The organism is Segatella sinensis (assembly GCF_040095255.1).
GTDB lineage: Bacteria > Bacteroidota > Bacteroidia > Bacteroidales > Bacteroidaceae > Prevotella > Prevotella sinensis.
Genome location: NZ_JBBNGE010000011.1, coordinates 73,367 through 86,861, shown reverse-complemented (window position 1 = coordinate 86,861; position 13,495 = coordinate 73,367). Strand labels below are relative to the sequence as shown.

The window sequence follows — 13,495 nt, the reverse complement described above, 5'->3', positions numbered from 1 at the left end:
GCTCACTTGCGCCGATGGTACTGCAATGCAATGCGGGAGAGTAGGTAGCCGCCTTCTTTTATCAAAGCCTCAGATTTCGAAAGATTTCTGAGGCTTTTTGTTTTTACGCAGATTTATTTTTGAGAGGTCACGCAGATTTCGCAGATGACGCAGATTTTTGACCTGCTCGGTCTTGGATTTCGCAGATTTTTTGTATCTTTGCATTTGCAAAAATAGAAATTAATTATGAATCAATTTACAAAGATTATTGCAGCCCAACTCAAATTACGTGAGCAGGCTGTCGAGAATACATTGGAGCTTCTCGAAGAGGGGTGCACCATTCCTTTTATTTCTCGTTACCGTAAGGAGAAAACGGGAAATATGGATGAGGTGAATATAGAGGCTATCGCTCAGGCTAACGAGAAGTTGAAGGAAATGGCAAAACGAAAAGAAACCATCCTTAAGACTATTGATGAGCAAGGTAAACTGACAGATGCTCTTAAAGAGCGTATCGAAAACTGTTGGGATGCCACAGAACTGGAAGATATCTATCTTCCTTTCAAGCCTAAGCGCAGAACTCGTGCACAGATTGCACGTGAGGCTGGCTTGGAACCGCTGGCTCAGGTGCTCCTCTTCCAGCGTGAACGCAACCCGCTGCAGGCTGCTAAGAAGTTTGTGGGCGACAAGGTGAAGGATGTGGATGCTGCCCTGCAGGGAGCTAAGGACATTATTGCCGAAATGGTGAGCGAGAGCGAGGAAAGCAGAAACCAGATTCGTGGCGAGTTCCGTCGTGGTGCTATCATCACCTCTAAGGTGGTGGCTAAGAAGAAGGATGAGGAGGAAGCCCAGCGTTTTTCTGATTACTTCGATTTCTCTGAGCCTTTAAAGAAATGTTCTTCTCATCGACTGTTGGCTATGCGTCGTGGTGAAGCTGCCGGTTTCCTGCGTATCAGTATCTTTGCAGATGATGAACAGTGCCAGAGCAAGCTGAAACGTCATTATGTGCATGGATATGGTGAGTGCCAGACATTGGTAGGTGAAGCGGTGGATGATGCCTTTAAGCGTCTTTTGAAACCTAGTATTGAAACCGAATTTGCTGCTCTCAGTAAGCAGAAGGCAGATGAAGAGGCAATTGTGGTTTTTGCTGAGAACCTGCGCCAGCTCTTGCTCGCTGCTCCTTTAGGTCAGAAGCGGGTGATGGCTGTTGATCCTGGTTTTGCCAATGGCTGCAAGACCTGCTGTCTCGATGCACAGGGCAATCTGATTCATCATGAAATCGTTTATCCTCATCCTCCTCGTAATAAGAAAAATGAGGCTACTTCAGCTATCTTGCGCATGGTGAAGATGTATCAGGTAGAGGCGATGGCTGTGGGTAATGGTACGGCAAGTCGCGAGACGAGTGACTGGTTGCACGAAATAAGTTATCCACACCCTGTGGATATCTATGTAGTGAGTGAGGATGGTGCTTCTATCTATTCTGCTTCCAAGATTGCCAGAGATGAGTTCCCGGATGAGGATGTAACCGTGCGTGGTGCTGTAAGTATCGGCAGACGACTGATGGATCCGCTTGCCGAACTGGTAAAGATTGATCCTAAGAGCATTGGTGTAGGACAGTATCAGCATGATGTGGATCAAACACAGCTTAAGAAGAGCTTGGATACCGTGGTGATGAGTTGTGTAAACTCGGTGGGTGTTAACCTAAATACTGCATCCCAGCATCTCCTGACCTACGTGAGTGGTCTCGGTCCTATTCTTGCCAAGAATATTGTGGAATATCGTAAGGAGAATGGAGCCTTCGCTTCGCGTGCGCAGTTGAAGAAAGTGCCACGTCTGGGGCCTTCTGCTTTCGAGCAGTGTGCCGGCTTCCTCCGTATTCCTGGAGCTAGAAATCCTTTGGATAACAGTGCAGTTCACCCAGAGCGTTATGCCTTGGTTGAGCAGATGGCGAAAGATCAGGGAGTCACCGTGAAGCAGCTGGTGGAAGATAAGGATTTGCAGAAGAAAATAGATATTAAGAAATATGTCACTGCCGAGGTGGGTATGCCTACCTTGATGGATATTATGGCAGAGCTTGACAAACCTGGTTTGGATCCTCGTGGAGAGGTTGAAAAATTTGAGTTTGATGCGAGCATCAAGACCATAGAGGATCTGCAGGAGGGCATGGTAGTGCCTGGCATCGTTACCAACATCACCAAGTTTGGTGCCTTTGTTGATATAGGTGTTCACAATGATGGATTGGTTCACGTTTCACAGATGTCAAACCGCTACATCAGTGACCCTAGTGAAGTGGTGAAGCTCCATGAGCATGTGATGGTGAGAGTGACAGAAGTGGATTTGAAGCGTAAGCGCATTGCCTTGTCAATGAAGGGAGTGAAATAATGAATATGAATCAATATATAAATAAAGGTGAAACCCTCGGTAAAGAGGGCTTCACCCATTCTGTAGACAGTACTAATCAAGACAGTTGCTCTCTATCCAGTATCTCTCAAGACTGTATAGAGTCGGCTTATTGCTTTATTCATCAGAAGCTTCGTGTCTATGAGTTTTCTACCAATCTCACGCAGCGTGATGATATCGAATATGCTATCAGCCAGTATGTGGATGGTATGAATCCGCAGCTTTATCAGAAACTTGCTGATGGAAGAGATGGTTTCCTTCTCGACCATATAAGTTTTGAGCAGGATATGAGAAAGGCACAGGAGCAACTGGAAAAAATGATGGTGTAACCTATTTATTTCAAATTACAGTCGGGAAGAACTGCCATGCATCTTCTTCCTTCTACGGTTTTCAGGATGCATCCGATGGTCTTTCTACCGATGTTTCTATTGACAGGGACTTGATCCTGCGCAATTATTTCTACATAATGAACGCCGGCATTCGGTACATCCATAGGGAGGGTACCTTCTGCCTGCATCTTGCCGTGTTCGAATCTGTCAACATCATCAAATCTGACGTAATGGTTGGTCTTGCCGTCAATGAATCCCACACATACAGAGTCCTTGTCTGAGGCAACGGACGCAAAGATGAGTTTTTCGCCAGCGTAACGCTTGAATGCTCTGCCTCGTTCTCTCTGCAAGAGCTCTGCCATCGAAACCTTGCATACCTTTCCGCTTTCATAGACAAGAATGAGCCATCCTTCTTCTTCGTCTTCATGAACAGCCAGTTTCAGGCGATAATCCTGCCAGTCGTCTTCATCCAGTATCTTGTATTCGTCCGTGTCCATCAGACAGATGACTGCCGTGATAGGGCGGTAGCCTTCCTCGTAATCGTGCAATGCATTGTTGCGCAGACGTGAGGTTTGGATGTGGTCGGTGATAGGAGCAGATTCTACATGCTTAGTGGAGTTTTTTGACTCCTTGGTGGCTAGAGTGTTTTCTAACGCAGCCGGCATTTCTTCCTGTGTAACCACAGCATGCGGAATGTGCTCTTCTGCCCATTGTTTTCTGATGGCAAGGAATTTGTCCTTATAGGTCTCGTTTACCTTGCGCGCAGATGTACCCATGCGTTCATAATATACATTGCCTACGGCTTTAGGTGTAGGGCATGGCTCGATGTCGATGATGAGTACCGCATTGCTGATATCCGTATCGAAGTGAGTATGTATATAATGTGCTCCTTCCTGACCGAGATAATAGATAATCTGATTGTTGACATATACCTCGTACTTATCTCTGGAGCCTTTGAAGAGTGGGTTCTTCAAGTCCTCTTCCAATCCCATTTCATAGCCAATATCCGATACGCCCAGATAGAGATGGCCGCCCTCGGCATTGAGGAAGGCACATATTTCCTGCATAATCTTGACGGTTTGTGCCTGCACATCCACTCGCATAGAGTTTTCCGGATAGATGATGGATGTCTTGAACTCGGTATGGAAATCTTCCTTGCCATAGTTCTTCTTGTTGGAAGATGACTTGTGGAGTTTCAGAAGAGCGCGAATCTTGTCGAGGATATCACCGGCTTGGGTGAGAAGTCCCGATTTCTTCACGAAGTTATGAGAGAGCACGAGCGATGCCAGTTGCTGCAGGTGAGGATCTTCTGTAAGACAGCTCCAACGATACAGGTCTTCGTAGTGTTCCTCGCTATCCAGACAACCGATGATACGCAATTGCATAAAGTCGTGGCGAAGGATGGCATTGCGTTCAAACAATTCCGGTTCCTTTTCGGCGATGTGTTCAATCTTGTTGATATCTACCTTATCTAATGTTGCAAAATCGTTGAGTACCTCCAGGAGCGTAAGTCGACTATCGTAATAACTGGTTCTCTCCTTGCTGTCGAGCATGATGGCAAGAAGTCGGCAGAAATTGAGATAGTTGTATGCCTTGATCTTGTCTTCTTCTAGGGTGGCTTTGGCATCTATGATGCTCATCATTTCCGATACATATACTTTCTCTATAGGCATCGCATTAGCCAATTCATCCTTTTCATTCTTTGGATTGTAAACCTCATGTGCTGCATACCCCAGCATCAGCTGATGGAAAGCATCGGCAAGACTGAATCGGCTTTCCGGTGATTCCCGCAGGAAGGTGCCGTTGAGATAACCATTGGTTCCTTCCGTGATGTTATCAACTTCTATCACCATACCTTTTTTCAAATCATCGAGAGTCATGCCAGGGGCAGGACATACGGAAACAGAAAAGCCTTCGCTGCTTACGGCAGGAACACGAGGTACGTCGGATACCTGATTGAAGAGCAGACAGGTGAGGCGAGAGTTATAAAACAGATCGTTTACTCGTACGTCGTCTGCGTATTCGCTGATCATATCACGCATGGCAAAGACATAACTTCCATCATTATTGACTTCTTTTACGTAGGCATGCAACAAGAGGGGCATCCCTTGATATTCAAACGACTGGGTGTTGATGTCGCCAGGGAAGAAAGGTACAACATCGTTTAAAACATCTAACGTTCCCACTCCCTCACAACCTTCTTCTACTACTTTGCATTCAAATAAGAGCTGTCCTGCCAATTGTTTGGTTACGATGATGGTCGTTTCATCATCTATATAGAGTTTTCTGTTTTGCTTTTTTGAGGATTTACGCTTTTGGGAGAATAGAGAATGGTTGATGTATTCCCACAGCTCCTTATAGTGTTCGATGGTAGTACCTACTTTTCCACGTAGTTTTACCGGTGGTTTTTCGTCCAGGCGGATGGAAAGTCCATGCCATAATCCCATACGTGAAGAGAGAGGCATATATACATTCTCTTTATCCAAATCCTTTGGCTGTATGGTGATAGCTTGCTCGTTGACGGTGAGAAGAGTTGTTTCATTCTCATATTTGGCAGGTTCGAAACTCTCCACGGTTTCATTGTCCTGTTGGGAGCAGAGCATATTGGCGAGGACGAATGCGTCATCGCTGTTGAAAGGAAGGGCTGCATTGAATTCTGTCGGGGTGAAGAGAGAAAGGAATGCTTTCTGGAGAGTCTTGTTTGGGTCGCTTACATTCATCAGCGAAACCAAGCGATAGAGCAATGCCTGATTCAATGAGTTATCGTAAATCTTATGCGATGCATGACGTCCCAGTATCAGCTCGATGATCAAAACCAGAATCATGGTTTCCTTGGTTGTTGCATCGCTGGAGAGTCTGTCTGTCTGGTGATAGATATTCTCTACATAGCTTTGTAACAGTTTGAGCCATTGCATCTGAAAGGGTTTTCTGTTCCAAAGATATACCTGCTGGCTGCGAAGGGTGGTCAGGATAGACGTGATGAGTTTTTCCATAATCGAGAAGTCGAGCATGAAGATGCATTGCATGATGCAGAACTGCTTGCGTGGATGGTAGATATAGGCACAAGTGGATAGAGTGGAAAGAATCTGGCTGATGGTATGCTCGGCCTTTCCCTCTCTTAATATTCTGATGGCTTGAATGTAGTAAGATATCAGTTCGATGATATCGGTAAATCGCTGTTCTAGCAGCATGCGTTCGGCTTCCTTGCATCGGGGCAGGAGATACTCTCCCTGTAGCGTTTCGATGCATTGGGAATGAATCTGCAGGAGTAATGTCTGTAATTCATCTTGGCTGAGATGATTGGAGATGCCAGCTATCCATCGGTGGCACTCCAGGTCGAAGATGTCAGAAGGCGTATCTCCGAGCATCAGATTTCTGAACTCAGGGGTATTCCAGTTTTCATCACCTATGATTTCACGAAAATCTTTATCTGAAAGTGAAAACTCCGACTTATCGGCGCCCAATACTTCTACGAGTTGTACCTCCATGTATTTCTGGCGGAACTTCATCACTCTGCATCTTACTCTAGGAGTGAGCGCTGCATTGATGATGGTATCCCTTTTCAACATTGCCGTGAAGCCGTATTCGTCTTCCAGGTGATAGAAATCACCTAATGTCATCTTGATCTTGAAATCCACCTCATCATTTTCCTTATAATGTTTTCTCATGAGGTGTTCTATGTTTTGGGAAATGAAAACCTTGCCTAGATGGGTTGTAATCATCAGACAGTCAAGTGTCTTAGGGGCGGGTTGCCTCCTTTGGAAGTCAATCTGTCCTACCTTATAAATTCTGTTTTCTACTTCGATGACGAACTTATGTTCTTCTTCATCAATGCGCAGAACCTTTGCCTTGATATTCTTATAATTATTCATATAGAATGTTTTTTTGTGATATGATGTTATAATAATACTGCAAAGATATATATATTCTGTGAATTTTCAGTATTTTCTCGTTAAAAAAACTCTAATTTTAACAAAGCATAAAAAGTTGGCATAACGTATGATGCTATGAATATTTTTTGTATATTTGCATTTTCGATAAAACATTAATAAACTAGAGACGATGAAAGCATTTACATATATAAAAAAAGGAGAATTCGCTTTTGTAGAGAAAGCGAAACCTACCATCAAGGATGCCAAGGATGCTATAGTGAGAGTAACAATGAGCAGTATCTGCACCAGCGATCTGCATATCAAGCATGGTTCAGTGCCTCGTGCCGTACCGGGTATTACCGTGGGGCATGAGATGGTGGGTGTTGTAGAAGAAGTAGGCGGGCAGGTTACCCATGTGAAGCCGGGCGATAGAGTAACGGTGAATGTGGAGACTTATTGTGGCGAATGCTTCTACTGCCAGAATGGATACGTAAACAACTGTACTTCTCCTCACGGTGGCTGGGCGTTGGGGTGCAGGATAGATGGTGGTCAGACGGAATACGTCAGAGTTCCGTATGCCACTACCGGATTGAATAAGATTCCTGATACGGTGAGCGATGAGCAGGCACTCTTTGTTGGCGATATTCTTGCCACTGGATTTTGGGCAACCCGAATCTCGGAAATTAAGGAAGAAGATACGGTTCTCATTATCGGAGCAGGTCCTACGGGAGTTTGCTGTTTGCTCTGCACCTTACTGAAGAATCCTGGAAAAATCATCGTTTGCGAGAAATCAGAAGCCAGAAGAGCATTTATCCAGGAACATTATCCGCAGGTTCTTGTGGTAGAACCGGAAGATTGCGAAACCTTCGTCGAGGAACAGAGTTTGCATGGTGGAGCCGATGTGGTGATGGAAGTAGCTGGTGGTTCAGATACCTTCCAGTTGGCATGGAAGTGTGCCCGTCCTAATGCCATCGTTACTATTGTAGCTATGTATGATAAGCCCCAGATGCTTCCGCTTCCTGATATGTATGGCAAGAATCTCATTTTCAAGACGGGTGGTGTAGATGGCTGTGATTGTGAGGAAATCCTGAGCTTGATAGCACAGGGCAAGATAGATACCACTCCTCTCATTACCCATCGTTTTCCGTTATCTAGAATAGAGGAAGCCTACGATGTGTTTGAGAATAGAAAAGATGGGGTTATCAAGGTTGCTCTATATTGAGGTTTTCATATAAGTTGCCCTTTATTGAGGTTTCATGTAAATTGAGATTTCACATAAAAACAGGGCGCAAGCTATTCCTGTTGCGGAAAAAGCTTGCGCCCTTGATATATTTTACGAAGAGTAAATGAGCTTTTCTAAGATTAGAACTTGTAGATAGCACCAAAAGAAATGTTGCTTGCATCTACGTCAACTCCGAATGTAGAAGAGTTATCTCCGTGCTCAGGAGAATAGCCTTTGTATCCGAGGAAGCCAATCTTTGAGATGAATTCAACATGCTTTGTAAGCTTAACAGCCAAACCTGGCTTGATGCCTACCTCGTAGAAGTCGCCACCGCCCTTGCTTACACTGCCATAACCGATAGTACCCTCGAAGAAGAGATCAACTACCTTGCTCTCTACTGCTGCATAGCGTACGTAAGGAGCAATAGTGAAGGTAGTAGCATCGCCAACAGGAGAAATCTTGCAAACATCGCCCTTCTGGATACCTACCTCGATACCGGCATCCCACTTGTTGTTGAACTGATAACCAATCTCAGGGATGAGCTTGTAAGCAGTCTTGCTGTCACTATCACCGATCTTATTGCTAGAGATACCAGCTGTACCACCGATGTAAACCTGTGCGCTAGCGCAAACAGAAACGAGAGCCATCATAAGGCTCAACATAATCTTCTTCATAATTAATCTTTTAAACCGAAATTAATACTTTATTTCTTTTCTTTTATTGGAATTCCGTGGGCAAAGGTATAGGAAATATGCGAAAAACAAGAATAGTTTATCTGGTTTTCTTGTAAAATATGGGAATTTGTTGATTTAAATCAAAAAAATGTTTTTATTGTGTAATTTCTGATTCTTCCAATCTTTATATTCAAGTATGTTGGTCATAACTTCCTGATTTCTAGAAAGAAAAAATCCTAACCGCTTATTATCAAGCAGTTAGGATTTTCTTCGGTGCGCCTGATAGGACTCGAACCTACACGGCCTAAACCACTAGATCCTAAGTCTAGCGCGTCTACCAATTTCGCCACAAGCGCATTTGTGAGTGCAAAGATACAATAAATATTCGAATAAAAAGAAGAAATGAGCAGAAAAAAGCGGGTTTGTTTGTTTTTTACGAGAAATAATGGTACTTTTGCAGGCAAACTGAAAATAATCATGATGAAAAAAATGAATTATACAATAAAAATGTAGTAACAATGAATACAAAGAATCTATTATTGTTGGCATCTCTTGTTTTTGCGATGCCATTGTCAGCTCAGAGTCCTCTGGAGGATTTCAAGCGAGACATTACACTCTCGGGTAGTAACTATGTGGCTTATCGCGGGCCTCAGAAGCAGTTAACTCCGGCGCCTAAGGGATATAAGCCTTTCTATCTGAGCCACTATGGCCGTCATGGCTCCCGCTATATGATTGGCAAGCAGGCGTATGATGTGCCTTATTTCTCCCTGTTGAAGGCGAAGCAGGAAGGTAAGTTGACTGCCAAGGGTGAGGAAACACTGGCTAAGGTGAAGCTGATTCGTGAAGAGGCAAAGGGACGTGATGGCGAGTTGACTCCGCTGGGAGCTCTCCAGCATCAGGGGATTACCAAGCGAATGATGGAAAGATTTCCTGAGATCTTTGCCGGTAATACGAATATTGAGGCACGAAGCACGGTGGTGATCCGCTGCATTCTCTCAATGGAGAATGGCTTGCAGCAGATGCTCCGCATGAATCCTAAGCTTCATATCTTCCACGATGCCAGCGAGCATGATATGTACTATATGAATCAGGGAGATAGATACCTGGATAGCTTGAAGAATTCTGTGGGCAGAAAGGTGGTGCAGGAGGAGTTTTCCAAGAAGCATGCCTGCTATAGCCGAGTGATGCAGGAACTTTTCAATGATCCGGCTTGGGTGAAACAGAATATCAACCAGAGCGACTTGAACAGAAAGCTTTATGAGATGGCTAGCTCTGTCCAGGGTACTGAGTTGAGAGGTAAGGTTTCGCTTTATGATCTCTTTACTGAGGAGGAGCTGTATCAGAATTGGGTAAGTACCAATATCTGGTGGCAGATGGCGTATGGCAATTCTCCTTATACGGGCAATGTTCAGCCATATTCCCAGCGTAATCTTCTGATGGATATCATCCAGAAGGCTGATAGCTGCATAGCTCTTCCGCATCCGGGTGCTACCTTGAGATATGGTCATGATACGATGGTTACTCCGCTTACTTGCCTCCTGGATCTGAATGGATATGGTGAGGAGATCAGGGATCCAGAGAGAATTTCTTCTCAATGGTTTGATTATAAGATTACTCCGATGGCTACCAACCTTCAGTTTGTATTCTATCGCAACAAGGCGAATGATGTGCTGGTGAAGGTATTGCTCTGTGAGGATGAGGCTACGCTTCCTATTAAGAGCGATGTGGAGCCTTATTACCACTGGAATGATTTCAAGGCTTATTGCCTGGAGAAACTGAAGGGGTATAAGAAATAAAGCCTTGCTGGACAGGCGATGGAATCGCCTGGAACGGGGGCGAGGAGGGAGACATGGAGGAGGCTATTCGCTGAAACGCAGAAACGCTGAAACGCAGAAACGCAGAAACGCTGAAACGCGAAATGCAGAAACGCGAAATGCGGAAAATAGCGAATGCTCAGAGTATTTAGTATAAGAATAATAAAAGGGAGCTTAAGGTTATTGAAGCCTTAAACTCCCTATTTTTATTTTTGGTTTCAATTCTTTTCGAGCTTTATCCCCTTTCTGGGTGAGCTTCTTTTCGAGCTTCGCCTTTTTTCGGGATGAGCTTCTTGGGAGCTTTATTTCTTCTCTAATCTTTTATTGCTTCGACAACCAATCTTTGTCTTTCTGATCTTCTTCGAAATCTTTTTCAGAGAAGAGATTGGTTTGACCGGTCAGTTCATCTATTACCTGCTGCTCGCTTTTTCCTGCATCAGGATCGAGATTCTCTACAGCTTCTGCATTCTTACCAGCGCCTTCAGAATCGCCGGTTGTATCTTCTGCATCAGGATCATCTTCTGCTGGAGGCTCCGGGAATCTTGTCGGCTCTAATTCCTCGATGCTTTCCAGTTTCCATGTCGTCAGGCGCTTACCCTTTGCCTTGAAACTCTTCTGAGCGATGAATTGCTCGGCATCGATTTCTTCGGCAGGTCGGATGGCATCCACACCACCATAGGTAACCTTGAGGCGAGGGAATGGGGTATCGGTGAGCAGGATGAGCTTGCTGTTTGGATTCTCTCCCAGACAATTCTGGTGGCGCTTGGTGGCATCCATCGTAAAACGCTTGATGTATGGATATCCCTCATTGTCGGCATCATAGAGAATGGCCGTCCATATCTTGTGCTCGTCCCATTTTTCCAATCTCAGGATGTTGTCCTCGTAATGGTTGTTCACATCGAAGTTGGTGATGTAGAATTCGCCGTTGTCGAGTACAACCAGGATCGAGTCATCATCGTTGAATTCTCCCAGGAATCTGCCGTTCTCATCATAGTTGATACGGTTTACATCCGGGTCGAACCATACCTTTCTTCCTCCCAGGGTGCTGTGTCCGTGGCTCTTCAATCCGATGCGGCGGATGGTTCGCTTGGTGAGCAGGTTGCCCTTGGCAGCACGTCCCTTGATGAGGATTTCAGAGAAATCTTTCTCCAGGAAGATGCTCTGGCGTTTTTTGCTCAGATCAGGTTCCATCGTCACCTTGATGATTTCTGCCTCGCCGTTAGGGTTGGCGGTGAAGTAGATGATGCGGCTTCCCGGTGTGCCCTGGGTGATATCGTAGAGCTTGTCGCGTGTCATGGCGGTTACGTTGAATCGCTTGATGAAGTAGTCACCCTGCTTGCCGTCACGATATACGCAGTTGTAGATGGTTCGCTTGTCGTTCTTTTTGAACACCTGAACGTGGAGGATGTTCTTGCCCACGAATATCTTGTCGGCAACCTTGGTTACCTTGAATTTTCCATCCTTGTAGAAGATGATGATGTCGTCGAGATCAGAGCAGTTGCATACGAATTCATCCTTCTTCAAGCCTGTACCCACGAAACCTTCCTGTCGGTTGATGTAGAGTTTCTGGTTGGCTTCCACCACCTTGGTTACCTCTATGGTATCGAAGTTTCTGATTTCGGTTCTTCTTGGATGCATCTTTCCGTACTTGCCCTTGAGATATTCAAACCAGTTGATGGTGACATCGGTCATGTGAGCGAGGTCGTTTTCTATTTCAGCCAGTTCTGCCTTGATCTTCAGCAGGAGGTCATCCGCCTTATCCTTATTATATTTCAGGATTCGCTGCATCTTGATTTCCAGGAGCTTGAGGATGTCTTCGAGTGTGATGTCTCGGTGGAAGGAGTATTCCACGTTTCCCTTGCCGTCGATATTGGCGGTGAAGATCTGATCCTTGAACGGCTCCAGTTTGGAGTAGATGAATGCCACTACCTCGTCCTGACTCTTGCTCTGCTCGAACTTGCGCTCCTTGTAGATGCGCTCCTCTATGAAGATGCGTTCGAGCGAGGAGAAGAAAAGCTGCTCTTCCAGCTCGCCCTTTCGGATCATCAGTTCGCGTCGGAGCAATCCCATGGTACGGTCAACGCTATGTCTGAGCACATCGCTCACGGTGAGGAACTTCGGCTTGTTGTCCTCGATGACGCAGCAGTTGGGCGATATGTTGATTTCGCAGTCGCTGAAAGCATAGAGGGCATCCATCGTCTTGTCCGAAGAAGTGCCTGGTGCCAGATGCACGAGGATTTCCACGTTGGCTGATGTGACATCATCCACCTTTCTTGCCTTGATCTTTCCCTTTTCCACCGCCTTGGTGATGGAGTCGATGAGGCTTCCGGTGGTTTTGCTGAATGGTATCTCGCTGATTACGAGTGTCTTGTTGTCGAGCTTGTCTATCTTGGCTCTTACCTTCAGTACGCCTCCTCGCTGTCCGTCGTTGTATTTGCTTACGTCGATGGCGCCTCCTGTAGGGAAATCCGGATAGAGCTGGAAGGGATCTCCCTTGAGGTAGTGGATGGCAGCATCGCAGAGGTCGTTGAAGTTATGCGGCAGTACCTTGCTGCTCAAACCCACGGCGATACCCTCGGCACCTTGTGCCAGGAGCAGCGGGAATTTGGCTGGCAGGGTGATAGGTTCCTTGTTTCTGCCATCATAGGAGAGTTGCCAGTCGGTGGTTTTAGGGTTGAATACCACATCCAGGGCAAATTTCGAGAGTCGTGCCTCGATGTATCGGGGAGCGGCTGCACGGTCGCCGGTGAGTATGTTACCCCAGTTACCCTGTGTGTCGATGAGCAGGTCTTTCTGTCCCATCTGCACGAGTGCATCTCCGATGGATGCGTCTCCGTGAGGGTGGAACTGCATCGTATGTCCCACGATGTTAGCCACCTTGTTGTATCTTCCGTCATCCATGCGCTTCATGGAGTGGAGGATGCGTCGCTGTACGGGTTTCAATCCGTCTTCGATATGGGGCACGGCTCGCTCCAGGATCACATACGATGCGTAGTCGAGGAACCAGTTCTGATACATTCCGCTGAGGTGATGTACGGCAGAAGCATCAAAACGGTTCACCGGCTTGTAGTCGGAGTGTTCCTGAGGCGTATTTTCCTCATTTATCTCGTTTTTATCTTTAATTTCGTCGCTCATATATAGCTTTTAATACTTATTTTATTAATTTATGGCAAAAATACAACAATTTTTCGAGAAAAAAGAGTATCTT

7 protein-coding genes and 1 tRNA gene are annotated in these 13,495 nt (G+C 45.6%); 4 read left to right on the top strand and 4 right to left on the bottom strand.

What is annotated here, in order from left to right:
• Window positions 1-225 precede the first annotated feature (225 nt).
• A complete protein-coding gene (locus AAAT87_RS05110; protein ID WP_349225815.1) occupies window positions 226-2,358 on the top strand; it encodes a Tex family protein in 2,133 nt (710 codons plus the stop codon).
• Window positions 2,359-2,363: 5 nt separating this feature from the next.
• Window positions 2,364-2,705 (top strand): hypothetical protein, encoded by a 342-nt coding sequence (locus tag AAAT87_RS05105; RefSeq protein WP_349225814.1) that lies wholly within the window; start codon window positions 2,364-2,366, stop codon window positions 2,703-2,705.
• 5 nt (window positions 2,706-2,710) lie between these two features.
• On the opposite strand, the gene AAAT87_RS05100 is transcribed toward AAAT87_RS05105, so the two are convergent.
• A complete protein-coding gene (locus AAAT87_RS05100; protein WP_349225813.1) occupies window positions 2,711-6,577 on the bottom strand; it encodes an AlbA family DNA-binding domain-containing protein in 3,867 nt (1,288 codons plus the stop codon).
• Window positions 6,578-6,767: 190 nt separating this feature from the next.
• Here AAAT87_RS05100 and AAAT87_RS05095 point away from each other — a divergent pair, with 190 nt between their 5' ends.
• Window positions 6,768-7,799: an alcohol dehydrogenase gene (locus tag AAAT87_RS05095; RefSeq protein ID WP_297028408.1), complete on the top strand. Its 1,032-nt coding sequence runs from the start codon at window positions 6,768-6,770 to the stop codon at window positions 7,797-7,799.
• 140 nt (window positions 7,800-7,939) lie between these two features.
• On the opposite strand, the gene AAAT87_RS05090 is transcribed toward AAAT87_RS05095, so the two are convergent.
• Together AAAT87_RS05090 and AAAT87_RS05085 are read right to left on the bottom strand one after the other, a co-directional pair.
• Entirely contained in the window at window positions 7,940-8,473 is a 534-nt protein-coding gene (locus tag AAAT87_RS05090; RefSeq protein ID WP_295024341.1) for an outer membrane beta-barrel protein, read from the bottom strand.
• Window positions 8,474-8,747: 274 nt separating this feature from the next.
• Window positions 8,748-8,829: transfer RNA gene (locus AAAT87_RS05085), tRNA-Leu, on the bottom strand.
• A 162-nt stretch (window positions 8,830-8,991) separates the two neighbouring features.
• On the opposite strand from AAAT87_RS05085, the gene AAAT87_RS05080 reads away from it, so the two are divergent.
• Window positions 8,992-10,269 (top strand): histidine-type phosphatase, encoded by a 1,278-nt coding sequence (locus AAAT87_RS05080; RefSeq protein ID WP_293550402.1) that lies wholly within the window; start codon window positions 8,992-8,994, stop codon window positions 10,267-10,269.
• A gap of 339 nt (window positions 10,270-10,608) precedes the next feature.
• On the opposite strand, the gene AAAT87_RS05075 is transcribed toward AAAT87_RS05080, so the two are convergent.
• Window positions 10,609-13,422, bottom strand: coding sequence for a DNA gyrase/topoisomerase IV subunit A (locus AAAT87_RS05075; protein ID WP_349225812.1), 2,814 nt, complete (start codon window positions 13,420-13,422; stop codon window positions 10,609-10,611).
• Window positions 13,423-13,495: the final 73 nt, after the last annotated feature.

Bases quoted from the DNA above. Each gene is read 5' to 3' on its own strand.
- AAAT87_RS05110 (WP_349225815.1), top strand. From the start codon at position 226: ATGAATCAATTTACAAAGATTATTGCAGCCCAACTCAAATTACGTGAG.
- AAAT87_RS05105 (WP_349225814.1), top strand. From the start codon at position 2,364: ATGAATCAATATATAAATAAAGGTGAAACCCTCGGTAAAGAGGGCTTC.
- AAAT87_RS05100 (WP_349225813.1), bottom strand. From the start codon at position 6,577: ATGAATAATTATAAGAATATCAAGGCAAAGGTTCTGCGCATTGATGAA.
- AAAT87_RS05095 (WP_297028408.1), top strand. From the start codon at position 6,768: ATGAAAGCATTTACATATATAAAAAAAGGAGAATTCGCTTTTGTAGAG.
- AAAT87_RS05090 (WP_295024341.1), bottom strand. From the start codon at position 8,473: ATGAAGAAGATTATGTTGAGCCTTATGATGGCTCTCGTTTCTGTTTGC.
- AAAT87_RS05080 (WP_293550402.1), top strand. From the start codon at position 8,992: ATGAATACAAAGAATCTATTATTGTTGGCATCTCTTGTTTTTGCGATG.
- AAAT87_RS05075 (WP_349225812.1), bottom strand. From the start codon at position 13,422: ATGAGCGACGAAATTAAAGATAAAAACGAGATAAATGAGGAAAATACG.